At 65.5% G+C, this 24,014-nt stretch carries 19 protein-coding genes and 1 tRNA gene; 9 read left to right on the forward strand and 11 right to left on the reverse strand.

Annotated features, from left to right (window positions below):
* Positions 1–31 precede the first annotated feature (31 nt).
* The gene (locus PJW05_RS06460; RefSeq protein WP_271410895.1) at positions 32–1,366 is read right to left on the reverse strand and encodes a TAXI family TRAP transporter solute-binding subunit; all 1,335 of its coding nucleotides are present in this window, start codon (positions 1,364–1,366) and stop codon (positions 32–34) included.
* Between the two features lie 110 nt (positions 1,367–1,476).
* On the opposite strand from PJW05_RS06460, the gene sbcD reads away from it, so the two are divergent.
* Both sbcD and PJW05_RS06470 read left to right on the forward strand, forming a co-directional pair.
* Positions 1,477–2,697, forward strand: a complete 1,221-nt coding sequence (sbcD, locus tag PJW05_RS06465) for an exonuclease subunit SbcD (RefSeq protein WP_271410896.1) — start codon at positions 1,477–1,479, stop codon at positions 2,695–2,697.
* Entirely contained in the window at positions 2,694–6,122 is a 3,429-nt protein-coding gene (locus PJW05_RS06470; RefSeq protein ID WP_271410897.1) for an AAA family ATPase, read from the forward strand. Before sbcD ends, PJW05_RS06470 begins: the two co-directional genes overlap by 4 nt.
* Before the next feature lie 58 nt (positions 6,123–6,180).
* On the opposite strand, the gene rlmF is transcribed toward PJW05_RS06470, so the two are convergent.
* The 7 genes from rlmF to PJW05_RS06505 all read right to left on the reverse strand — a co-directional run bounded on the left by rlmF (position 6,181) and on the right by PJW05_RS06505 (position 14,794).
* A complete protein-coding gene (gene rlmF / locus PJW05_RS06475; protein ID WP_271410898.1) occupies positions 6,181–7,176 on the reverse strand; it encodes a 23S rRNA (adenine(1618)-N(6))-methyltransferase RlmF in 996 nt (331 codons plus the stop codon).
* Positions 7,177–7,240: 64 nt separating this feature from the next.
* Positions 7,241–9,070 carry an SLC13 family permease gene (locus PJW05_RS06480; protein ID WP_271410899.1) on the reverse strand — a complete coding sequence of 610 codons (1,830 nt, stop codon included), beginning with the start codon at positions 9,068–9,070 and terminating at the stop codon, positions 7,241–7,243.
* A 39-nt stretch (positions 9,071–9,109) separates the two neighbouring features.
* Positions 9,110–9,406 carry a winged helix-turn-helix domain-containing protein gene (locus PJW05_RS06485; RefSeq protein WP_271410900.1) on the reverse strand — a complete coding sequence of 99 codons (297 nt, stop codon included), beginning with the start codon at positions 9,404–9,406 and terminating at the stop codon, positions 9,110–9,112.
* Between the two features lie 56 nt (positions 9,407–9,462).
* Positions 9,463–12,312: a valine--tRNA ligase gene (locus PJW05_RS06490; RefSeq protein WP_271410901.1), complete on the reverse strand. Its 2,850-nt coding sequence runs from the start codon at positions 12,310–12,312 to the stop codon at positions 9,463–9,465.
* A 114-nt stretch (positions 12,313–12,426) separates the two neighbouring features.
* Entirely contained in the window at positions 12,427–12,876 is a 450-nt protein-coding gene (locus PJW05_RS06495) for a DNA polymerase III subunit chi (protein WP_271410902.1), read from the reverse strand.
* Positions 12,877–12,893: 17 nt separating this feature from the next.
* Positions 12,894–13,310 carry a DNA polymerase III subunit chi gene (locus PJW05_RS06500; protein ID WP_271410903.1) on the reverse strand — a complete coding sequence of 139 codons (417 nt, stop codon included), beginning with the start codon at positions 13,308–13,310 and terminating at the stop codon, positions 12,894–12,896.
* Positions 13,307–14,794, reverse strand: a complete 1,488-nt coding sequence (locus PJW05_RS06505; protein WP_271410904.1) for a leucyl aminopeptidase — start codon at positions 14,792–14,794, stop codon at positions 13,307–13,309. The genes PJW05_RS06500 and PJW05_RS06505 overlap by 4 nt, the downstream gene beginning before the upstream one ends.
* Before the next feature lie 140 nt (positions 14,795–14,934).
* Between PJW05_RS06505 and lptF the strand changes: the two genes are divergently transcribed.
* Both lptF and lptG read left to right on the forward strand, forming a co-directional pair.
* Complete coding sequence (gene lptF, locus PJW05_RS06510) at positions 14,935–16,056, forward strand: LPS export ABC transporter permease LptF (RefSeq protein WP_271410905.1); 1,122 nt, start codon at positions 14,935–14,937, stop codon at positions 16,054–16,056.
* Complete coding sequence (gene lptG, locus PJW05_RS06515; RefSeq protein ID WP_271410906.1) at positions 16,049–17,110, forward strand: LPS export ABC transporter permease LptG; 1,062 nt, start codon at positions 16,049–16,051, stop codon at positions 17,108–17,110. The genes lptF and lptG overlap by 8 nt, the downstream gene beginning before the upstream one ends.
* Positions 17,111–17,159: 49 nt before the next feature.
* On the opposite strand, the gene PJW05_RS06520 is transcribed toward lptG, so the two are convergent.
* From PJW05_RS06520 to PJW05_RS06530, 3 genes are all read right to left on the reverse strand, one after another.
* Entirely contained in the window at positions 17,160–17,657 is a 498-nt protein-coding gene (locus PJW05_RS06520) for an RDD family protein (RefSeq protein WP_271410907.1), read from the reverse strand.
* Between the two features lie 105 nt (positions 17,658–17,762).
* Positions 17,763–17,975: a cold-shock protein gene (locus PJW05_RS06525; protein WP_016491057.1), complete on the reverse strand. Its 213-nt coding sequence runs from the start codon at positions 17,973–17,975 to the stop codon at positions 17,763–17,765.
* 275 nt (positions 17,976–18,250) lie between these two features.
* Positions 18,251–18,336: transfer RNA gene (locus PJW05_RS06530), tRNA-Leu, on the reverse strand.
* A 109-nt stretch (positions 18,337–18,445) separates the two neighbouring features.
* Here PJW05_RS06530 and queA point away from each other — a divergent pair.
* The 5 genes from queA to secF all read left to right on the forward strand — a co-directional run bounded on the left by queA (position 18,446) and on the right by secF (position 23,869).
* Positions 18,446–19,495: a tRNA preQ1(34) S-adenosylmethionine ribosyltransferase-isomerase QueA gene (queA, locus tag PJW05_RS06535; RefSeq protein WP_271410908.1), complete on the forward strand. Its 1,050-nt coding sequence runs from the start codon at positions 18,446–18,448 to the stop codon at positions 19,493–19,495.
* Positions 19,496–19,509: 14 nt separating this feature from the next.
* Positions 19,510–20,625, forward strand: a complete 1,116-nt coding sequence (tgt, locus tag PJW05_RS06540) for a tRNA guanosine(34) transglycosylase Tgt (protein ID WP_271412181.1) — start codon at positions 19,510–19,512, stop codon at positions 20,623–20,625.
* Between the two features lie 57 nt (positions 20,626–20,682).
* A complete protein-coding gene (gene yajC / locus PJW05_RS06545) occupies positions 20,683–21,021 on the forward strand; it encodes a preprotein translocase subunit YajC (protein ID WP_271410909.1) in 339 nt (112 codons plus the stop codon).
* A 62-nt stretch (positions 21,022–21,083) separates the two neighbouring features.
* Positions 21,084–22,946 carry a protein translocase subunit SecD gene (secD, locus tag PJW05_RS06550; RefSeq protein WP_271410910.1) on the forward strand — a complete coding sequence of 621 codons (1,863 nt, stop codon included), beginning with the start codon at positions 21,084–21,086 and terminating at the stop codon, positions 22,944–22,946.
* 8 nt (positions 22,947–22,954) lie between these two features.
* Positions 22,955–23,869, forward strand: coding sequence for a protein translocase subunit SecF (gene secF / locus PJW05_RS06555; protein ID WP_271410911.1), 915 nt, complete (start codon positions 22,955–22,957; stop codon positions 23,867–23,869).
* The last annotated feature ends 145 nt before the right edge of the window (positions 23,870–24,014 follow it).

Raw genomic sequence — 24,014 nt, forward strand, 5'->3', positions numbered from 1 at the left:
CGGGGACGCGCCGGTGTAAAAGTGCGCCAGTTTACCCGACCTGTTCTTCGGCTGCCTGCCGTCTCTGCACGGCCTGCAAACGCTCGATCACGTAACGCAGGTGCACGTGCAGGTCGTACAGCTCGTTGGAGTAGGACAGCGGCACTTCCACCTTGGCCAGGCGCTGCTCCAGTTCCTCGAGCTGGGCGATTTCGCTCGCCAGCTGGTCGGGCGGGGTACCGTCATCCAGCTTGCGGTCGATCTCGCGCAGGTACTTGTACCAGCGATAGATGCGCGCGCGGATGCGCCAGCGGTAGATCGGGCCGACGGCCTTGGACAGGGGGATCATGATCACGATCAGCGGGATCAGCAGGATGATGTAGCGATCCGCCAGGGAGGCGATGCGGAAGGGCAGGTAGCGTTGCAGGATCGGCAGGCCCTTCTCGTAGTAATAATCGGCCTCGCTCAGGCTGGCGAGGGTTTGCGGCTTGGCGGCGGGGTAGGCGCCGGGCGGGTCCAGCAGCGTGCCGTTCTTCATCACTTCGCGGGCGGCTTCGAGGATCAGCGGGGTGAGCGAGGGATGGAACGCGTCGTTGGCCACCAGGGTAGCCACCGGGGCCAGGGTGCGGATATCCCGCGACGGGTTGTTGCTGGCGAGGTTGAGCAGGCCCTCGCCGACTTCCAGGCGGGTCAGGTAAGGCAGGCGCGCACGGTAGGCGGCGCTGCGCCGCAGGCTGACCAGGTCCAGCTCGGTGCTGGCGGCCAGGCGCTGCACCACGGCGCTCTCCGCCGGGCCGAGGAAGAACCCGGCGTCCAGATCCCCGGCGAGCAGGGCGCTGGCCGCCGGCGTGCCGCTGACGGGCTGCCACTGCGGCGGATAGCGTTCGGCGGTGATCTGGTTGGCGGCCAGAAGTGCGTCGCTGACCGAGCGGGTACCGCTGTCCGGCGCGCCGATGGCCACCCGCAGCGGCAGCAGGTCGGCCATGCTGTCGATCTCCACTGCCTTGCGCTTGAACAGCCAGAGCGGCTCCTGGTACATCACTCCCAGGCCGTGCAGGCGCTCGCGCTGATGGCTGTCCAGGGTGAGTTCCTGGCCACTCTGCACCAGGGCGATCTCCACCTCGCCGCGTTGCAGCTTGGACAGGTTGTCCAGCGAGCCGGAGCTGCGCACCAGTTCCAGCTCGAAGCCCTGCTTGGCCAGTTCCTCCTTGAGCCGTTCGCCGAAGGCGTTGTAGCCGCCCGAGGGGCTGCCGGTGGCCAGCCGCGCGTGCATGGGCGGCGGCGGCGCGACGAAGTAGAAAAGGGCGCCCACCAGCGCCGCCAGCACCGGAATCAACCAGAGGTTGGCCAGGAGCATGATCCGGATGTCGCGAAAAATGCGTTGCATGTCATTCCTTGTCTGCAGCGGATGCCGGAAGCATAGCGGCTCGGTGGTTGCCAGGTCAGGAAGGAAATGACAGGGTTGCCGGCATTTCCGTTCCATTTCAGTGATATCCGATGCGCATCCTGCACACTTCCGACTGGCACCTGGGCCAGCACTTCATGGGCAAGACCCGCCAGGCCGAGCACCGGGCCTTCTGCCGCTGGCTGATCGAGCAGGTGCACGAGCGCCAGGTGGATGCCGTGCTGGTGGCCGGCGACGTGTTCGACACGGGGGCCCCGCCCAGCTATGCGCGGGAGCAGTACAACCAGTTCATCGTCGAGCTGCGCGAAACCGGCGCGGAGCTGGTGGTGCTGGGCGGCAACCACGATTCGGTGGCCATGCTGGGCGAGAGCCGCTCCCTGCTGGCGCAGTTGGATACCCGCGTGGTGCCGGCGGTGGGGGTAGACCTGGCGGAACAGGTGCTGGTGCTCGAACGCCGTTCCGGCGAGCCGGGCGCCATCCTTTGCGCCGTGCCCTTCATCCGCCCCCGCGATGTGCTGCAGAGCCAGGCCGGGCAGAGTGCGGCGGACAAGCAGCTGTCCCTGCAGCAGGCGATCCAGGCGCACTACCAGCAGCTCTTCGCCCTGGCCGAGCAACGCCGGATGGAACTGGGCGGCGGCCTGCCGATCATCGCGAGCGGCCACCTGACCACCGTGGGCGCCAGCGCCAGCGAATCGGTGCGGGAAATCTACGTTGGCGCCCTGGAGGCTTTTCCCACCACGGCCTTCCCGGCGGCGGACTACATCGCCCTCGGACATATCCACAGGCCGCAGAAGGTCGGCGGCCTGGAGCACATCCGCTACAGCGGCTCGCCCATCCCGCTGTCCTTCGACGAGGCGCGGCAACAGAAGGAAGTGCTGCTGGTGGAGCTGGACAGCATCGGCCTGCACAAGGTCGAGGCCCTGCCGGTGCCACGCTTCCAGCCCTTGCATTCGCTGCGCGGCAGCCTGGCGGAACTGCCGGGACTGCTGGCCGAGGTGGCGCGCGACGGCACCCCGGAGCAACCGGTGTGGGTGGAAGTGCAGATCAGTACGGACGATTACCTCAGCGACCTGCAGGCACGTCTGGCGAGCCTCTGCGAAGGGCTGCCGGTGGAGGTGTTGCGCATCCGTCGCGAGCGCGGCACGACCCAGGCCGGCCTGCAGCGCGAAGCACGGGAAACCCTCGATGAGCTGAACCCGGAGGAGGTCTTCGACAAACGCCTGGAGAGCGAGGAACTGGACGACCCGCTACGCGCCCATCTGCTGGGGCTGCACCGCGAGGTGCTGGCCGAACTGCGGGAGGAGTCGGCATGAAGATCCTCAGCCTGCGTCTGAAGAACCTCAACTCGCTGAAGGGCGAGTGGAAGATCGATTTCACCGGCGAGCCCTTCGCCGGCAACGGCCTGTTCGCCATCACCGGCCCCACCGGCGCCGGCAAGACCACCCTGCTGGACGCCATCTGCCTGGCGCTCTACCACCGCACCCCGCGCATGGGCACGGTGTCGGCCGGCGTCAACGAGCTGATGACCCGGCACACGGCGGACTGCCTGGCGGAGGTGGAGTTCGAAGTGAAAGGCGTGGCCTACCGCGCCTTCTGGAGCCAGCGCCGTGCCCGTGACAAGGCCGACGGCGGCCTGCAGCCGCCGAAGGTGGAGCTGGCGCGGGCGGCGGATGGGGAAATCCTCAGCGACAAGATCAACGACAAGCTCAAACTCACCGAAGGCCTGACCGGTCTGGATTTCGAACGCTTCACCAAGTCCATGCTGCTGGCCCAGGGCGGTTTCGCCGCCTTTCTCGAAGCCAGCGCCAACCAGCGCGCGGAGCTTTTGGAAGAACTGACCGGCACTGAGATTTACGGGCGCATTTCCCAGCGGGTGTTCGAGCGTACCCGCGAGGTGAAAGCCGGGCTGGACCAGTTGCGGGCCCGTGCCGAGGGGGTGGAGCTGCTCGGCGATGAGGCCCGCGCCGCCTTGCAGCAGGAGGCTGCAACCCTGGCCGGCGAAGCGCAGCAATTGCAGGTGCACCAGGCGGACCTGCAGCGCCAGCGGCAATGGCGCGACGAACTGGACAAGGCCCTGGCCCGCCAGCAGGCCGCCGAGACGCAAGGCCGGGCAGCGCGCGATGCGTTGCAACAGGCACGGCCACAACTGGCGCGCCTGTCTGCCGGCGAACCAGCAGGCGCACTGCTGCCCCTGCACCGCGATTGGCAGCGGGCGCAGCAGGTGTTGAGCCAGAGCGAAAGCGAACTGCGGGTGACCCGCCATGACATGCAGGCCCTGGCCGAGCGCATCCTCGACCAGCTCTGGCAGGGCGCCCAGCTCGGCGAGCAGTGGCTGCGGACCCGGCAGAGCGTCCTCGACAGCCTGCAGAACGAGCGGGAAGCCCTGCGCCAGCGCATGGCCGAGCAACCCCAGCGGGAGCACCTGGGTGAGCACCTGGGGGCCTGGCGGGCGGAGTTCGCCGCCCTGGCCCGGGGTCAGGCGGAACTCACCGAACTGCAAGGTGCCCAGGCCGGACTGAAGCGCCATGGCGAGGAACTGGACAGGCGTTCCGCTGCGGCGCGTGTCGCCCTGGAACAGGCCAAGGCCGGACAGCACGACGCTCAGCAGGCCGAGACCGAGGCGCAGGCCCGGCTCGACGAGCTGCTGGATGGGCAGGACGATGCGGCCCTGCGCCTGCAATGGCAGCAGTCGCTGGAACGCGGTCGCCAACTGGAACGCCTGGAACAGCTGTCCCAGCAGCGTCGACAACTGGCGGAACGGCAGGCGCACGCGCAGGCGCAGTTGCAACCGCTGCGGGACGAGCAGGGCGCCCTTGTCCAGCAGCGCGATGGCCTGCGCCGTCGCTTCGCCGAGCTCAAGCAACAGATCGCCGACAAGGAAAAGCTCCTCGAACAGGAACAACGTATCCAGCAACTGGAGGCCTACCGAGCCGCCCTGCAGCCGGGCGAAGCCTGCCCGTTGTGCGGCTCCCATGAGCATCCGGCCATCGCCGAATACCAGGCCCTCAATCTCTCCGCGACCCAGCAGGGACTGCAGGACTGCAAGGCGGCCCAGGACGAGGTGCGCCAGCAAGGTGAAACCCTGAGCAACCGCCTGGCCGCCCTGGAGACGCAAATCGCCCAGCTCGAAGAGACCTTGCGCGGTGCCGAGGCGGAGCAGCGCGACTATGTGGAGCGCTGGCGCGAACTGTGTCAGGCCCTGGCGCTGCAGTTGCCGGACCTGGCGGCCCTGCAGGCCGAGCAGCACGAGCATGCCCGGCAACTGGAGGCGTTGCAGTCGCGCCTGGCGCGGCTGGACCAGCTCAAGGCCGTCCTCGCGGCGGCGCGCGACGTGCGCCTGCAGCGCGACAAGGTCCTGCACGACTGCGGCAGCCAGCTCGCCTTGCTGGAAAAGGATCAGCTCGGTCTGCGCCAGCAGGAACAGGCCAACGGCCAGCGGCTGGAGCACCTGCAGCGCCAGCAGCAGGCGGCTCGCGAGCAACTGGCTGCCAGCCTGGCGCGCCTGGGCCACGGCCTGCCGGAGCGGGGCGATGCCTGGCTGGCCGAGCGCGAGGCCGAATGGCAGCAGTGGCAACAGGACCAGAGCGCCAGCCAGCAACTGGAGAGCCGTCTACGCGACCAGCAGCACGCGCTGGAGTCCGCCCGCGAACAGGCTCGCCTGTGGCAGGGCCGCTGGCAGGCGTCCGCGCAGGCCGAGCAGACGCCCCTGGCGCCGGTGGACGATCCCCAGGCCGCACTGGCGGCGGTGCAGAGCGAGCTGGACGTTGCGCAGCAGCGGCTCAATCAGCTCAAGGGCAGTGAACGCAGCCAGGACCAGCGCGTGCAGGAAGCCCGGCACCAGTTGCTGCTGCACGCGGACGCCTGGCACCAGGGGCTGGCGGCCAGCCCCTTCGCGGACGAGGCCGCCTTCCTCGCGGCCCTGCTGGGCGACGACGAACGCAACGCCTTGCAGGAATTGCAGCAGCGGCTGACGCGCGAGCTGGGCGATGCCGAGGCACTGGCGGCCGACGCCCGCGGCCAGGTCGGGCGCCTCCAGGCCGAGCCCGGGAGCGAACTGGACCCCGAGCGGCTGGAGGCCGAATGGCAGGCGTTGGGCGAACGCATGCGCGAGCTGAGCCAGCGCCAGGGTGAAGTGCGCGCCCAGCTCAGCGGCGACGAGCAGCGTCGGCAGGGGCAACAGGCGCTGTTCGCCGAAATCGCCCGTCAGGAAGCCGCCTACGACCTCTGGCAGCGCTTCAACGGCCTCGTGGGGTCGGCCGATGGCGCCAAATACCGCAAGTTCGCCCAGGGGCTGACCCTGGATCACCTGGTGTACCTGGCCAACCTGCAACTGCAGCGGCTCCACGGGCGTTATCAACTGGCCCGGCGCCAGGGCGGCGAGCTGGAACTGGAAGTCGTGGATACCTGGCAGGCCGACGTGGTCCGCGATTGCAAGACCCTGTCCGGCGGCGAGAGCTTCCTGGTCAGCCTGGCATTGGCCCTGGCGCTGTCCGACCTGGTCAGCCACAAGACCAGCATCGATTCGCTGTTCCTCGACGAGGGCTTCGGCACCCTCGACGGCGAAACCCTGGAAGTGGCCCTGGATGCCCTGGATGCGCTGAATGCCAGCGGCAAGATGATCGGCGTGATCAGCCATGTGGAAGCGCTGAAGGAGCGCATCCCGGTGCAGCTCAAGGTGCACAAGGGCGTGGGCATGGGTTACAGCCGGCTGGATGCCTGCTTCGCGGTGGGGACCTAGGCGAAGATCACTGTGGGAGCGAATTCATTGGCGATTGAATTCGCGCCTACAGGGGCTGTCATGTCCAGTGGGACTGCCGCCAGGCGTCGCGCTGCGCCGCGTCGAGGAAGGTCCAGGCGACGAAGCGGCTCTGCTTCTGGCCCTGGGCCATTTCCACGATCTGCATGTCCACCGCGCCGCTGCGCCGCAGGCGCGCCTCCATGCCGGGCAGGTTGCCGCCCTTGGACACCAGGCTGCTGAACCAGAGCACCTGCTCCCGGAACTGCTGGCTCTCGTCCACCAGGCGTTGCAGGAAGCCTGCCTCGCCGCCCTCGCACCAGAGCTCGGCGCCCTGGCCGCCGAAGTTCAGCACCGGCAGCTTGCGCCTGGGGTCGAGCTTGCCGAGGTTCTTCCACTTGCGCTGGCTGCCACGGGTGGCTTCCTCCAGCGAGCTGTGGAAGGGCGGGTTGCACAGGGTAAGGTCGAAGTGTTCGCCGGGGGCGATCAGGCCCTTGAAGATGTGCTTCGGTTCGGTCTGCCGGCGCAACTCGATGGCGCTGTCGAGCCGGTTGGACTGGACGATGGCGCGGGCCGAACCCAGCGCTGTGGCGTCGATGTCGGCACCGGTGAAGTGCCAGCCGTATTCGCTGTGGCCGATCAGCGGGTAGATGCAGTTGGCGCCGACGCCGATGTCCAGGGCCTGAATGCCCTTGCCCCGGGGTATCTGCCCGTTGTTGCCCGCCGCCAGCAGGTCGGCCAGGCCATGCAGGTAATCGGCGCGGCCGGGGATGGGCGGGCAGAGATAACCGGCGGGAATGTCCCAGTGGCGGATGCCGTAGAACTGCCGCAGCAGGGCGCGGTTGAACACCTTCACGGCCTCCGGGTCGGCGAAGTCGATGCTTTCCTTGCCGTAGGGGTTGGTGATGACGAAGCGCGCCAGTTCCGGGCTGCCCTGGATCAGCTTGGGAAAGTCGTAGCGCCCCTGGTGACGGTTGCGCGGGTGCAACTGGCCCTTGGCGGGGGTGGTGGGCAGCTGGGCGGAAGGGGAGCGGGGGCGCTTGGGCGGTTGCGGCATGGCGTCGGCGTCGGCAGGGAAAACGCGGCATTTTCCCACAGCCGACGCCATCGGTGCGCGCCGATCAGAGCGGGAACACCAGCGGCACCAGGCACACGCTGACGATCATCACCAGGACGGTGAAGGGCACGCCCACCTTCACGAAGTCGCCGAAACTGTACTGGCCCGGCCCCAGCACCAGGGTATTCACCGGCGAGGAAATGGGGGTCATGAAGGCGGCCGAGGCAGCCAGGGCGACGATCATTGCGAAAGGGTAGGGCGACATACCCAGTTGCTGTGCCGTGGCGATGGCCACCGGGGCCATGAGCACGGCGGTCGCGGTGTTGGAAATGAACAGGCCGATCAGCGCGGTGACGATGAACAGGCTGGCGAGCATGGCATAGGGGCCGGCATTGCCCAGCAGCGCCACCAGCCCCTTCACCGCCAGGTCGATGCCGCCAGTCTGTTGCAGGGCCTGGGCGAAAGGCAGCATGCCGACGATGAGGATCAGCGTGGGCCAGTGGATGGCGCGGTAGGCGCTGTCCAGGTCGATGCAGCGGAAGGCGCCCATCAGCAGGCAGCCGATCAGCGCGGCCATCACGTTCGGCACCAGGCCGCTGACCATCAGCACGATCATCACCGCCAGGCTGAGCAGGGCGTAGGGCGCCTTGCGTGCGGTGGGCGCCACTTCGTCTACTTCGGCGGGCAGGCTCAGCACCAGGAAATCGCGGCTCTGGCCCTGCAACTGGTGGATGCACTTCCATTCCCCGGCCACCAGCAGGGTGTCGGAGGCCCGGAGTCTTTCGTCCACCAGCACCCCTTCCAGGGCCTGGCCGTGGCGGCGCAGCCCCACGACGTTGAGCTTGTGCCGGGAGCGGAAGCCCAGTTCCTGGATGGTCTTGCCGGGTAGCTTGGATTCCGGGGGCAGAGCCACCTCGGCCAGGCCCAACTGATGGGCGTGCAGGCTGTAGTAGGACGCCTGCAGCGGCAGGGGTTCCAGGCCCAGCGTCTGGTAGGCGCCGAGCAGGCCGATGGCCGGGCTGGCCAGGTCCACCAGCAGCACGTCGCCGGGTTCCAGCAGGGTGTTGCCGGTGGCCATCAGCAACAGGGTGCGGAAGCGCCGCTGGCGCTCCACGGCGATCACGTTGATGCCGTACTGGCTGCGCAGCTCCAGTTCGTTGAGGGCCTGGCGCGCCAGGGGCGAGTCCTCGCGCACCTTCAGGCGTCGTTCCCGCGCGTCGAGCGCATAGGCATTCGCCAGGTCGGCCAGGGTCAGGCGCGGAATGCTGGCGGCTTCGTCCGTGCCGCGGGGCGTCAGCCAGTGGCGGGTGAGCAGCATGTAGACGATGCCCAGGGCGAGTACGGCTAGGCCCACCGGGGTCAGGCTGAAAAAGCCGAAACCCTCCAGGCCGGCGCGGCGCAGTTCGCTGTGCACCACCAGGTTGGGCGCGGTGGCCACCAGGGTGAGCATGCCGCTGATGAGTCCGGCGAAGGCCAGCGGCATCATCAGTCGCGCCGGGGCGATCTTCAGCCGCGCGGCCACCCCCAGGGCCACCGGGATGAAGATGGCGACCACCCCCGTGGAACTCATCACCGAGCCAAGGCCGGCGGCGGCCAGCATCAGCAGCACCAGCAGGCGGGTCTCGCTGCTGCCGGCGCGGGCCACCAGCCAGTCGCCCAGGCGATAAGCGATGCCGGTACGCACCAGGCCGTCGCCGATGACGAAGAGGGCGGCGATCAGCACCACGCTGGGGTCGCTGAATCCCGCCAGGGTGTGCTGGATGTCGAGGACACCGGTCAGCGGCAGCGCGACCACCACCAGCAGGGCGACCACATCCATCCGTGGCTTGCTGAGGACGAACAGGGTGATGGCGGCCATGAGCAGGCCCAGCACCATCAGCAGATCGAAGTTCAAACGCGACTCCCGAGGGTTCCTGACGGGGGCGGCAGTCTGTCAGGGATAACCCAATACGGCCTTGATCTGCTGCAGGTTAGCGGCGATCCAGCGCTTGTCGATGGCGCCCCAGTCGCGGATCAGGTAGTGACCGGCATTGTTACGCTCGCCGGCGCTCTGTTCGAACTGGCAGTCGATATCCAGTTCGCCCAGCGCCAGCAGCGTGTCCTGGGCGGTACGCCGGGGCATGCCGGTGGCCTCCATGATGGCCGGCACGCTGGTGGCGGCGCCGCTGTCGATCAGCCAGGCGACGTAGAGGCGCCGGTAGAAGCTGGTTTTGGTCTTGCTGGTTTCCATGGCAGGCCCTGGCGCTGGATAACACAAGGCCCGCATCGGCGGGCCTTGTCTGGGGGTTACAGGCTGGCGATGCGCCCGCGCTGTTCGGTCAGGTTGGCCAGGGCCTGTTCGGCCTCGGCCAGCTTGGCGCGCTCCTTCTCGATCACCTCCGCCGGGGCCTTGGCAACGAAACCTTCGTTGGCGAGCTTGCCGCCGACGCGCTTCACTTCGCCGTCCAGACGCTGGATTTCCTTGTCCAGGCGGGCCAGTTCGGCGTCCTTGTCGATCAGGCCGGCCATGGGCACCAGCACCTGCAGGTCGCCCACCAGGGCGGTGGCGGACATGGGCGCTTCTTCGCCGGCAGCCAGCACGCGGATGGATTCCAGCTTGGCCAGCTTCTTCAGCAGCGGTTCGTTGTCGGCCAGGCGGCGGCGGTCTTCGTCGTTGGCGTTGGCCAGCAGCAGGTCGATGCGCTTGGCCATGGAAATGTTCATCTCGCCGCGGATCTGCCGTACGCCGAGCATCAGCGCCTTGACCCACTCGATGTCGCCTTCGGCGGCGGCGTCGATGCGCGCTTCATTGGCCACCGGCCAGGGTTGCAGCATCAGGGTGTCGCCGTTCTTGCCGGCCTGGCCCTTGATGCGCTGCCAGATTTCTTCGGTGATGAAGGGCATGAAGGGATGCGCCAGGCGCAGGGCCACTTCCAGCACGCGGATCAGGGTGCGGCGGGTGCCGCGTTGGCGCTCGATGGGGGCGTTCTCGTCCCACAGCACCGGCTTGACCAGCTCCAGGTACCAGGCGCAGTACTGGTCCCAGATGAACTCGTAGAGGGTCTGGGCGGCCAGGTCGAAGCGGAAGGCGTCCAGGTGGCGGGCGACCTCGGCTTCGGTGCGCTGCAGGGCGGAGATGATCCAACGGTCCACGGAGGACAGTTCCACGGGCTCGTCGTTGATGCCGGTGTCCTGGCCATCGGTGTTCTCGATGACGAAGTTGGCGGCGTTCCACAGCTTGTTGCAGAAGTTGCGGTAGCCCTCGACGCGGCCCATGTCGAACTTCACGTCGCGGCCGGTGGAGGCCAGCGAGAGGAAGGTGAAGCGCAGGGCGTCGGTGCCGTAGCTGTTGATGCCCTCGGGGAATTCCGCCTTGGTCTGCTTGGCGATCTTCTCCGCCAGCTTGGGCTGCATCATGCCGCTGGTGCGTTTTTCCAGCAGGGTGTCGAGGTCGATGCCGTCGACGATGTCCAGCGGGTCCAGGACGTTGCCCTTGGACTTGGACATCTTGTGGCCCTGGGAGTCGCGCACCAGACCGTGGACGTAGACGGTCTTGAACGGAACCTGAGGGGTGCCGTCTTCATTCTTCACCAGGTGCATGGTCAGCATGATCATGCGGGCGACCCAGAAGAAGATGATGTCGAAACCGGTGACCAGCACGTCGGTGGGATGGAAGGTCTTGAGGAAGTCGGTCTGTTCCGGCCAGCCCAGTGTGGAGAAGGTCCACAGGCCCGAGCTGAACCAGGTGTCCAGCACGTCCTCGTCCTGGGTCAGCGGCAGGTCGCCCAGGTTGTGCCTGGCACGCACTTCGGCTTCATTGCGGCCGACATAGACGTTGCCTTCTTCGTCGTACCAGGCCGGAATGCGGTGGCCCCACCAGAGCTGGCGGCTGATGCACCAGTCCTGGATATCGCGCATCCAGGAGAAGTACATGTTCTCGTACTGTTTGGGCACGAACTGGATGCGGCCATCTTCCACGGCGGCAATGGCCGGCTCAGCCAGGGGCTTGGTGGAGACGTACCACTGGTCGGTCAGCCAGGGCTCGATGACGGTGCCGGAGCGGTCGCCCTTGGGCACTTTCAGCGCGTGGTCTTCGATTTTCTCCAGCAGGCCGAGCTGTTCGAAGGCGGCGACGATCTGCTTGCGTGCCTCGAAGCGGTCGAGGCCGGCGAACTGGGCCGGCAGGCTGCCGTCGAGTTCGTGGTTGACGTTGCCGTCCAGGTTGAAGACCTGGGCGTGGGCCAGCACGGCGGCGTTCTTGTCGAAGATGTTGATCAGCGGCAGGTTGTGGCGCTTGCCGACTTCGTAGTCGTTGAAGTCGTGGGCCGGGGTGATTTTCACGCAGCCGGTGCCGAACTCGGGGTCGCAGTAGTCGTCGGCGACGATGGGAATGCGGCGGCCCACCAGGGGCAGCTCGACGAAAGTGCCGATCAGGGCCTTGTAGCGCTCGTCCTCCGGATGCACGGCGACGGCGCTGTCACCCAGCATGGTTTCGGGGCGGGTGGTGGCGACGATCAGGTAGTCCTTGCCGTCTGCGGTCTTGTGGCCGTCGGCCAAGGGGTAGCGCAGGTTCCACAGGCTGCCTTTCTCGTCATGGTTTTCCACTTCGAGGTCGGAGATGGCGGTGTGGAACTTGGTGTCCCAGTTGACCAGGCGTTTGCCACGGTAGATCAGGCCGTCTTCATGCAGGCGCACGAAGGCTTCCTTGACGGCCTCGGACAGCCCTTCGTCCATGGTGAAGCGCTCGCGCGACCAGTCCACGGAGGAACCGAGGCGGCGGATCTGGCGGGTGATGGTACCGCCGGACTGTTCCTTCCATTCCCAGACCTTGTCGAGGAACTTCTCGCGGCCGAGGTCGTGGCGGCTGACCCCCTGGGCGGCCAGCTGGCGCTCAACCACCATCTGGGTGGCGATGCCGGCGTGGTCAGTGCCCGGTTGCCACAGGGTATTGCGGCCCTGCATGCGGCGGAAGCGGATCAGGGCGTCCATGATGGCGTTGTTGAAGCCATGACCCATGTGCAGGCTGCCGGTCACGTTCGGCGGCGGGATCATGATGGTGTAGGGCTCGCCGGAACCTTGCGGGGCGAAGTAGTGGTTCTTCTCCCAGGTCTGGTACCAGGAAGTTTCGATGGCGTGGGGCTGGTAGGTCTTGTCCATGGTTCGGCGGGGACCCTAGAGGCAACTGAACGGGAAAACGGGAGAGTATAGCGGCAACGGGGCGGCGAAAGAATTGGCGCGCGTTGCGCCGGGTGCCCGGACGGGCACCCGCGATCATTGCCGGCGTGGCGGTAGCAAAGGGGTCAGGCGGGCTTCGAGGCGCCGCTTGAGTTCGGCCTCTATCTGCGGCACGAAATCGTCGATCACGTCCTGCAGGATCAACTGCGCGGCGGCACGCAGTTCAGCGTCAAGCCGCGCCAGCTCCGGGTTTCCGGCGGGCGTCATGCGCTGGCGGATGGCGTCGGCCAGGGACGCCGGGGCTGGAATCGGCGTGGGATCGGCGCTGGCCACTGGCGCCGGTGTGCCGGGCGCAGCCTGGAACAGGGGTAGCGGCGCGGGGGCGGGCGCGACGATCTCCGATAGCAGTGGAATGCCGTCGACCGCCAGGGTGTCGGTGAGCAGGGGCGGCTCGGCGCTGCCAGCTTCTTCTTCGAGCAGGGCGCGAATGGATTCGAGGTCATCCAGCAGATGCGCCGGTTTGGGGGGGAGCTTGGGGGTGTCCATGGGGCAGTGCCGTGGGGCTAGAGTTCGACTCGTTTCGGATCATAGCCCCGCTGCCGGTAGGCGCGGAAATTCTCCCGGCAGGCGGCGAGCAGGTCGGGTTCCTGGTTGACGATCTCGATGACTCGACTGAAACGGTCGACGTGGGGGGAAATGGTCGAGGCGAGATTGATCAGCAGGCCTTGCTGGGTGCCCGGCTCTTCATCCAGGGCGAGCACCACCGGGGCGCTTGCATCGTCGCCGACGAGGTCGTGGGGGATGAAGCTTTCTCCACGGAAGCGCCAGAGCAACTGATCCAGCTCGTCGCGCTGGGCGGCATCGGCGCAACGCAGCAGGACCGGCAGCCCATGCCGCCAGCCCTTGGCGGCCAACTGGCAGGCCGCGCGCAGGCGGTCCGCCGGGTTGGCCGAGGAGAGCACGTAGAACTCTACCCTCACTTGACGCGATCCAGCAGGAACTGGGTGAGCAGCGGCACCGGGCGGCCAGTGGCGCCTTTGTCCTTGCCGCCGCTGACCCAGGCGGTGCCGGCGATATCCAGGTGCGCCCAGTGGAACTTCTTGGCGAACCGCGACAGGAAGCAGCCGGCGGTGATGGTGCCGGCCTTCGGGCCGCCGATGTTGGCGATGTCGGCGAAGGGGCTGTCCAGTTGCTCCTGGTACTCGTCGAACAGCGGCAGTTGCCAGGCGCGGTCGTCAGCATATTCACCGGCCTTGAGGATCTGCTTCACCAGCGCGTCGTTGTTGCCCATCAGGCCCGAGGTGTTGCTGCCAAGGGCCACGATGCAGGCGCCGGTGAGGGTGGCGATGTCGATCACCGCCTGGGGCTTGAAGCGCTCGGCGTAGGTGAGGGTATCGCACAGCACCAGGCGGCCTTCGGCGTCGGTGTTGAGGATTTCCACGGTCTGGCCGCTCATGGTCGTGACGATATCGCCCGGACGGGTGGCGCGGCCACTGGGCATGTTCTCGGCGCAGGCCAGCAGACCCACCAGGTTGATCGGCAGCTGCAGCTCCAGCACGGCGCGGAAGGTACCGAGCACGCTGGCGGCGCCGCACATGTCGTACTTCATTTCGTCCATGCCGGCAGCGGGTTTGATGCTGATGCCGCCGGTGTCGAAGGTGATGCCCTTGCCCACCAGTGCGAAGGGTTTGTCTTCCTTCTTGCCGCCCTGGTAGTTGAGCACGATCATCCGCGGCGGCTGCTCGCTGCCCTGGGCCACGGCGAGGAAGGCGCCAGCACCCAGTTCCTTGAGCTTCTTCTCGTCCAGCACTTCGACCTTGAGGTTCTTGTGTGCCTTGGCCAGGGACTTGGCTTCCTCGGCGAGAAAGCTCGGATGGCAGAGGTTCGGCGGCAGGTTGCCGAGGTCGCGGGTGAAGGCCATGCCGCTGGCGATGGCCTGGGCGTGCAGGCTGCCGCGCTCGGCCTCGGCCTGATCGCTCTTGTCGACCAGCAGGGTGAGCTTCTTCAGGGACTGGGGGGCGGCCTTCTGGCTCTTGAAACGGTCGAAGACGTACGCGCCGTCGGCGAGGGTTTCCACCAGCAGGCGGCTCTTGCCGTAGGCGTCGCGGCCTTTCACCGCCAGCTCGCCGAGGGCGAGGATGGCGTCGGTGCCGCCGAGGCCTTTCAGCACGCCGTTCACGGCGGCGATCATTTTGCGGAACTGGCGGTCAGAGAGCTCGCGCTCCTTGCCACTGCCCACCAGCAGTACGCGCTCGGCCTTGAGGTTGGGCAGGCTGTGCAGGAGCAGGGTCTGGCCGACTTTGCCGGCCAGGTCGCCGCGCTTGAGCAGGGCGCTGATGGCACCGCCGGCTGCGGTATCGAGGGTCTTGGCGGCTTCGCCGAGCTTGCGTCCTTCGCCGACAGCGACGACCAGGGTGGCGGTTTTCAGGGTTTCCAGACGGGCGCTTTTGACGAGGAATTCCATGGTGTGTCCCCAAGACAAAGAGCCGGTATTAACGGATAATGCCGGCTATTTTTTCAGTGGCCCGTCAGATCGGCGGGCTGGCCATAAAGCGGCTAGTTTGAGCGTAGCCGCCTGAGCCTGACAACCCTGGAGTGTCTGGTTTGATTGTCTTCCGTTATCTCTCCCGCGAGGTCCTGGTCACCCTGAGCGCGGTCAGCGCCGTGCTGCTGGTGATCATCATGAGCGGCCGTTTCATCAAATACCTGGCACAGGCCGCGCAAGGCGCCCTCGACCCGGGCGTGTTGTTCTTGATCATGGGTTTCCGGATTCCCGGTTTCCTCCAGCTTATCCTGCCCTTGGGGCTGTTCCTCGGTTTCCTGCTGGCCTATGGCCGGCTCTACCTCGAAAGCGAAATGGCCGTGCTCAGCGCCACCGGCATGAGCCAGCAGCGCCTGATGGCCTACAGCCTGGCGCCGGCGCTGCTGGTGGCGCTGGTCGTGGCCTGGCTGAGCCTGGGCCTGGCGCCCCAGGGCGTGAGCCAGGTGGCGCGCATCCTCAACGAGCAGGACGCCCTGACCGAGCTTGATACCCTGGTGCCCGGACGCTTCCAGGCGCTCAAGGGCGGCGGCCGGGTGACCTACACCGAGACCCTGTCCGCTGACCGGGGCGAGCTGGGCAGTGTATTCATCTCCGAGAAGCGTGTTTCGCGTCAGGATGGCAAGGATCGGGGTATCGGTGTGCTGGTGGCGGAGAAGGGCCATCAGGAAATCCAGCCGGACGGTAGCCGCTACCTGATCCTGAAGAATGGCTACCGCTACGACGGCAACCCCGGCAAGGCCGACTACCGCATCATCCAGTACGAAACCTACGGCGTGCTGCTGCCCAAGCCGGAAATCAGCGCCGAAATCGGCGAGCGCGAGGCGGTACCCACCGCCGAACTGATCGGTAGCGACAATCCGCGCTACCAGGCCGAGTTGCAGTGGCGCCTTTCCATCCCGCTGCTGGTATTCGTGGTCACGTTGCTGGCGGTGCCGCTGTCGAAGGTCAATCCGCGCCAGGGCCGTTTCCTCAAACTGCTCCCGGCGATCCTGCTGTATATGGCGTACCTGTCCCTGCTGATTGCCGCACGTGGCCAACTGGACAAGGGGCGTATTCCTATGGCCCTCGGCCTCTGGTGGGTGCATGGGCTGTTCATCGCGATCGGCCTGCTGTTGTTGTACTGGGAGCCTCTGCGCCTGAAGTGGGCGGCTCGTCGTGATGCCCGTGAGGTGGCCCATGGTTAGGTTGGATCGTTATATCGGCACCAGTGTGTTCTTCGGGATCGTCGCGGTGCTGGGGGTTATCGTCAGCCTTGCGGCGCTGTTCGCCTTCATCGACGAACTGGGTGACGTGGGCGGCGACTACGGTGTGCTCGCCGCGGCCTGGTACGTCTTCCTCACGCTGCCGCGACGGGTCTACGACATGCTGCCGATGGCGGCGCTGATCGGCAGTCTGATCGGCCTTGGCGCCCTGGCCAGCAGCAGCGAGCTGACGGTGATGCGCGCGGCCGGCGTGTCCATCGGCCGGATCGTCTGGGCGGTGATGAAGCCCATGCTGGTGCTGATGCTGGCGGGTGTGTTGATCGGCGAATACGTGGCGCCCTGGAGCGAGAACCTGGCCCAGGCCAATCGCTCCCTGGCCCAGGGTGGTGGCGAGGCGCAGAGTTCCAAGCGCGGCCTCTGGCATCGCCAGGGCGAAGAGTTCGTGCACATCAACGCCGTGCAGCCCAATGGTGTGCTCTACGGTGTTACCCGCTATCGCTTCGATGGTGAGCGGCACATGCAGTCGGCGAGTTTCGCCAGGCGTGCGCTGTACCAGGGTGACTACTGGCAACTGGAAGATGTGTCCACCACCCATTTCCGTGGCGACCACACCGAAGTGGTGAACAGCGTTACCGAACGCTGGGACGTCGAGCTCAAGCCAGAGTTGCTCGGCACCGTGGTGATGGAGCCTGAGGCGCTGTCCATCACCGGCCTGTGGCGCTACACCCATTACTTGGCCGAGCAGGGCTTGAATAACGGTCGCTACTGGCTGGCGTTCTGGATCAAGGTGCTGCAGCCGCTGGTTACCGCAGCCCTGGTGCTGATGGCGATTTCCTTCATCTTTGGTCCGCTGCGCTCGGTGACCCTGGGGCAGCGGGTATTCACCGGCGTGGTGATCGGTTTCGTGGTGCGCATCAGCCAGGATCTGCTCGGACCGTCGAGTCTGGTGTTCGGCTTCTCGCCGCTGTTCGCGGTGCTGGTGCCGGCGGGTGTTTGTGCCCTGGCCGGCCTGTTGCTGCTACGGCGCGCGGGCTGATCCAGCTTCGCAGCATGAAAAAGCCGGCATTCGCCGGCTTTTTCATGGGTCATTTCTTGTGCGCGCCCTTCGGCAGGCGGACCACCTGGGTTTCGGAATAGATATCGTGCCAGGTGCGCTTGTCCTTGTCCCAGAGGCTCCAGAGGAAGCCCAGTCCCAGCGCCAGCCAGGATCCGGTGGCGATCACGAAGCGCAGCAGTGCCTGCCACAGGCTGATGGCCGAACCGTCCCGGTTCTGCACGCGGATGCCCCAGACCTGCATGCCGAGGGTCTGGCCTGCGTGGGTCCAGAACTTGGCGAAGAAGCCAAACAGGGCGAATACCAGCAGGGTGGAGAGCAGTGGATCGCCGGCCAGCAGGCCCTGGTCCGCCAACTGGCGCAGGCGCTCGCCGCCATATATCAGGCGCAGCACGACTTGCTGGTAGATCAGCGTGACCACCATCAGCAGGGCGACGCAGAGCAGGAAGTCGTAGAAGATCGCGGCGAAGCGGCGAACCAGCCCGGCGGCGGGGAAATCGCCCTGGGGGCGCAGCTGATGTTTCGGCATTGCGGGCTCTTGGCGTATTGAGGGCGCGCCATTCTAGCAGCCGATCGGCGGGCACAAAAAAGCCCCTGATGTTTCCATCAGGGGCTTTCGGCGAAGCTCGGGGAGTTAGTTAACTACCTGAACCTTGTCTGCCTGCATGCCTTTCTGGCCTTGTACGGCTTCGAAGGTGACCTTCTGGCCTTCTTTCAGGCTGCGGAAGCCGGAGCCTTCGATAGCGCGGAAGTGAACGAACAGATCCGGGCCGCTTTCCGGGGTGATGAAACCAAAACCTTTCTCGTCGTTGAACCACTTGACGGTGCCGGTTTGACGATTCGACATATCTTTTTCCTTGAAACTGAAGTTGATGACAGCCTGCTGTTCACTCACGCGCCAGAAGGGCTGGAAACTGGTTGCAAAGAGGTAAGAGAAGTCGAGCGGGATGTAGCGGATCTGGTGATCTACCGCATCAGGTCACGATTCAACAGCGACCCATGCAAACACAGTTGGCCAACTCTACGCTAAGTTTTGCGCAAATGCCAAGCCCTGAACGGCCAATCTTTACAGCGTAGTCAGAGGGCTCTGACGGGCGGACCGGGAGGGGGGAAAGAATATCGTGGTGCCCCGGGAGAGACTCGAACTCTCACTCTGTCGCCAGAAACGGATTTTGAATCCGCCGCGTCTACCATTCCGCCACCGAGGCACGATGGCGGCGGAGTATAGGGAGACGCTCTGAGGCGGTCAATCCGTCTCCGTGGTCAGAAACAGGCATTTCCTGTACTATCTGCGCCCCTGCGACACGACCCCCCACCATGCGCGTAGCCGACTTCCATTTCGAGCTCCCCGAAGCTCTGATCGCCCGTCATCCCCTGGCCCAGCGCCGTGCAAGCCGCCTCCTCGTACTGGAGGGCGAAACCGGTGCCCTGAGCCATCGCCACTTTGTCGACCTGCTGGAATACCTGCGTCCCGGCGATCTGATGGTGTTCAACAACACCCGCGTGATTCCCGCACGCCTGTTCGGCCAGAAGGCCTCGGGCGGCAAGCTGGAAATCCTCGTCGAGCGCGTGCTCGACAGCCATCGCGTATTGGCCCATGTGCGCTCCAGCAAATCGCCCAAGCCGGGGGCGACGCTGCTCATCGAGGGTGGCGGCGAAGCCGAGATGGTTGCCCGCCACGATGCATTGTTCGAGCTGCGCTTCGCCGAGGAAGTCCTGCCGCTGCTGGATCGCGTCGGCCACATGCCGCTGCCCCCCTATATCGACCGCCCGGACGAGGATGCCGACCGCGAGCGTTACCAGACCGTCTACGCCCGCCATGCCGGCGCCGTCGCCGCGCCCACCGCCGGGCTGCATTTCGACCAGGCGTTGCTGGAGGCGATCGCCGCCAAGGGCGTGGACAGCGCATTCGTCACGCTGCATGTGGGTGCCGGCACCTTCCAGCCGGTGCGAGTGGAGCGTATCGAAGACCATCACATGCACCACGAGTGGCTCGAAGTCGGCCAGGACCTGGTGGACGCCGTGGCCGCCTGCCGCGCTCGTGGCGGCAGGGTGATCGCCGTCGGCACTACCAGCGTGCGTTCCCTGGAAAGCGCGGCGCGGGACGGCCAACTGAAAGCCTTCAGCGGCGATACCGACATCTTTCTGTATCCGGGCCGGCCCTTTCATGTGGTCGATGCCCTGGTCACCAACTTCCACCTGCCCGAATCCACCCTGCTGATGCTGGTATCGGCCTTCGCCGGCTATCCGGAAACCATGGCCGCCTACGCCGCCGCGGTGGAGCAGGGCTACCGCTTCTTCAGTTACGGTGATGCCATGTTCATCACCCGCAATCCCGCTCCGCGCGGGCCCGAGGACCAAGCATGACGCGCACCTGCCGGATGAACTTCGAGTTGCTGGCCACCGACGGCAAGGCCCGTCGCGGCCGCCTGACCTTCCCCCGGGGCGTGGTTGAGACACCGGCCTTCATGCCTGTAGGAACTTACGGCACGGTAAAGGGGATGTTGCCGCGCGACATCGAAGGCATTGGTGCTCAGATCATCCTCGGCAATACCTTCCACCTGTGGCTGCGGCCGGGCATGGAGGTGATCAAGCGCCACGGCGACCTGCATGATTTCATGCAGTGGCAGGGGCCGATCCTCACCGATTCCGGCGGCTTCCAGGTATTCAGTCTGGGGGCCATGCGCAAGATCAAGGAGGAAGGCGTGACCTTCGCCTCGCCGGTGGACGGCGCCAAGGTGTTCATGGGGCCCGAGGAGTCCATGCAGGTCCAGCGCGACCTGGGTTCCGACATCGTGATGATCTTCGACGAGTGCACGCCCTATCCGGCGGACTTCGACACGGCCAAGCGCTCCATGGAGCTGTCCCTGCGCTGGGCCAAGCGTTCCAAGGTGGCCCATGGCGAGAGCAGCGCCGCGCTGTTCGGTATCGTCCAGGGCGGCATGCACGAGGAGCTGCGCCAGCGCTCCCTCGAGGGCCTGAGCGAGATAGGTTTCGACGGCCTGGCCATCGGCGGCCTGTCGGTGGGCGAGCCGAAGGACGAAATGATCCGTGTGCTGGACTACCTTCCCGGGCAGATGCCGGTGGACAAGCCGCGCTACCTGATGGGTGTCGGCAAGCCGGAGGATCTGGTGGAGGGCGTGCGTCGTGGCGTCGACATGTTCGACTGCGTGATGCCGACCCGCAATGCGCGAAACGGTCACCTGTTCATCGACACCGGCGTGCTGAAAATCCGCAACTCGGTGCACAAGCATGACGAGTCGCCACTGGACCCGAGCTGCGATTGTTACACCTGCAAACACTTCTCCCGCGCCTATCTGCACCATCTGGACAAATGCGGCGAAATGCTCGGCAGCATGTTGAATACAATCCACAACTTGCGGCATTACCAGCGTCTGATGGCTGGTTTGCGCGAGGCAATTCAACAGGGTAAATTGGCCGCTTTCGTCGATGCCTTCTATGCCAAGCGCGGACTACCGACTCCGCCCCTGGACTGATAAAGCCGCATATTTCCAGAGCCAATACTTTTCAAATTTCCTTAACAGGAGTGCTAAATGAGCTTTCTGATTCCCGCCGCCTATGCCGACGCTGCTGCCCCGGCCGCCGCAGGCCCCGCCGGTACCGGTTTCGAGTGGGTTTTCCTGATCGGTTTTCTGGTCATCTTCTACCTGATGATCTGGCGTCCCCAGGCCAAGCGCGCGAAGGAGCACAAGAGCCTGCTCGCCGGCCTGCAGAAGGGCGACGAAGTGGTCACCTCCGGCGGCATCGCCGGCAAGGTCACCAAGGTGAGCGATGACTTCGTGGTTATCGAAGTGTCTGACAGCGTCGAGCTGAAATTCCAGAAGGCGGCTATCGCGGCGACCCTGCCGAAGGGCACCCTGAAAGCCATCTGAGGATCCATGGATCAACACCGACGGGGCGCCAACTGGCGCCCCGCGTCATAACGGGCGGAGTCATGCTCAACAAGTACCCTCTGTGGAAATATCTGCTGATCCTAGCGGTGCTGGCGATCGGTCTGGTGTATTCCGCACCCAATCTCTATCCGGATGATCCGGCAATCCAGATCAGCGGCACCAGCACTGCGCTGAAGATCCAGCAGAGCGATCTGGACAAGGCGAGCGACGCCCTGAAGCAAGCCGGTATCGAACTCAAGTCCGCCAGTGTCGGTGAGCGTGGCGGTCTGCTGCGGCTGACCTCGCTGGGTGACCAACTGCCGGCCAAGGACATCGTGCGCAAGGCGCTTGGCGACGACTATGTGGTTGCGCTGAACCTGGCCCCGACCACTCCCGACTGGTTGCGCAACCTCGGTGCGGCGCCGATGAAGCTCGGCCTGGACCTTTCCGGTGGTGTGCACTTCCTGCTGGAAGTGGATATGGAGAAGGCGGTCGATGCGCGCCTGAAAATCTACGAAGGGGAGGTCCGCACCCTGCTGCGCAAGGAGCGTATTCGCTACCGCAGCCTGCCGGCGCAGGAAAACGGCTTCCAGCTCGGCTTCGCCGACAGCGAGTCCCTGGGCAAGGCCCAGGCACTGATCCGCAAGAGTTTCACCGACTTCGATATGGTCGCCACCGAACGTGGCGATCAGCAGGTGCTGCAGCTGGCGCTGACCCAGGCCAAGCTGGCGGAGATTCGCGAATACTCCATCAAGCAGAACCTGACCACCGTCCGCAACCGTGTGAACGAGCTGGGCGTTGCCGAACCGATCGTCCAGCGCCAGGGCGCCAACCGTATCGTGGTCGAGCTGCCGGGCGTGCAGGACACTGCCGAGGCCAAGCGTATCCTCGGCAAGACCGCCAACCTCGAGTTCCGCCTGGCAGCAGAGCCGACCGCGAGCAAGGCCTCCACCGAATCCTTCGAGTTCCGTGAGCCCGGTCGTCCGCCGGTGCCGCTGGAGCGCGGCCTGATCATCACGGGTGACCAGGTGACCGACGCCCAGGCCAGCTACGACGAAAACGGCCGTCCGCAGGTGAACATTCGCCTCGATGGCCACGGCGGCGAACTGATGAATCGCGCCACCCGCAACAACGTCGGTCGCAGCATGGCGGTGATCTTCATCGAGCAGCGTCCGGTGACCCGCTACGTGATCCAGGATGTCGACGGCGTTCAGAAGGAAGTCGCCGTACAGAGCTTCAAGGAAGAGAAGAAGATCATCAGTCTGGCGACCATCCAGTCTCCGCTGGGCAGTCAGTTCCGCATCACCGGTTTGACCGGCCAGGGCGAGTCCTCCGAGCTGGCCCTGCTGCTGCGTGCCGGCGGCCTCGCCGCACCGATGTACTTCGCCGAGGAGCGCACCATCGGTCCGAGCCTGGGCGCCGAGAACATCGTCAAGGGTATCGAGTCCACCGAATGGGCGATGATCTTCGTGTCGTTGTTCATCATCGCCATCTACCGCTTCTTTGGCTTCCTGGCCACCATCGCACTGGCATTCAACCTGGTGCTGCTGGTGGGCCTGATGTCGGTCATCGGTGCCACCCTGACCCTGCCGGGTATCGCGGGAATCGTGCTGACCCTGGGCATGGCCGTGGATGCCAACGTGCTGATTTACTCGCGTATTCGCGAGGAGCTGGGCAACGGGTTGTCGGTGCAGCGCGCCATTCATGAAGGCTTCGACCGTGCCTACACCGCAATCGTCGACAGTAACCTCACCACCCTGTTGGTGGGCGGCATCCTGTTCGCCCTCGGGACCGGTCCGATCAAGGGCTTCGCCGTGACCATGTCGCTGGGCATCATGACTTCGATGTTCACCGCCATCATGTTCACCCGCGGCCTGGTCAACCTGATCTTCGGTGGCCGCAACTTCAAGAAACTGTGGATTTGAGGCCTGTCATGATCAAGTCAACCATCCGTTTCATGGCGATACGCAACGTTGCGTTCGCCATTACCGTGATCATCAGCCTGATCGGTATCGGCAGCCTGTTCGCCAAGGGGCTGAACTTCGGCCTGGATTTCACTGGCGGTACCCTGATCGAGCTGACCTACGAGAAGCCGGCCGATCTGGAGAAGATCAAGCGCGAGCTGGCTCAGGTGGGGTACGAGGATGCCGTGGTGCAGAGCTTCGGCGCCTCCACCGATGTCCTGGTTCGTATGGCTGGCGAGGACCCGCAGCTCGGCAACCAGGTCGCCGATGCCCTGCGCAAGGTCGATGCCGAGAGCAGGTTCGAGCTCAAGCGCGTGGAGTTCGTGGGTCCTCAGGTCGGTGAAGAGCTGCGCGACCAGGGCGGCCTGGCCATGCTGCTGGCCCTGGGCGGGATCCTGCTGTACCTGGCCTTCCGCTTCCAGTGGAAGTTCGGTGTCGGCGCGGTGGCTTCCCTGGTTCACGACGTGGTGGTCACCCTGGGCATCCTGGCGTTCTTCCAGGTTCCCTTCGACCTCACCGTGCTCGCCGCGGTACTGGCGATGATCGGCTACTCGCTGAACGACACCATCATCATCTTCGACCGTATCCGCGAGAACTTCCGCGTGCTGCGCCGTGCGGACCTGATCGAAAACATCGACGTGTCCTGCACCCAGACCTTGCTGCGGACCATCGCCACTTCGATGTCCACCGCCCTGGCCCTCATCGCCCTGTTGGTCTTCGGTGGCGACAGTCTGCATGGCTTCGCCCTGTCGCTGCTGGTCGGCGTGGTAGTGGGTACCTACTCCTCCATCTACATCAGTGCCCCGGTGCTGATCTGGCTGAAACTATCCTCCGAAGATCTGATTCCACCGGCGAACACCGCCGAGGCGGATGACCGTCCCTGAGGTGTCAGGTGTTACGCACGAGGCCCGGCAAATGCCGGGCCTCGTTGTTTCTGATGTATGAGACATCCATCCCATTTGTCGGGTTCTTCCGATGCGATTGGGAACTTGGTCTTTGCCCCTCTATCCAACCGGTGGAATGAGGCAT

It is taken from the genome of Pseudomonas sp. Q1-7 (assembly GCF_028010285.1).
In the GTDB taxonomy this organism is placed as follows: Bacteria; Pseudomonadota; Gammaproteobacteria; order Pseudomonadales; family Pseudomonadaceae; genus Metapseudomonas.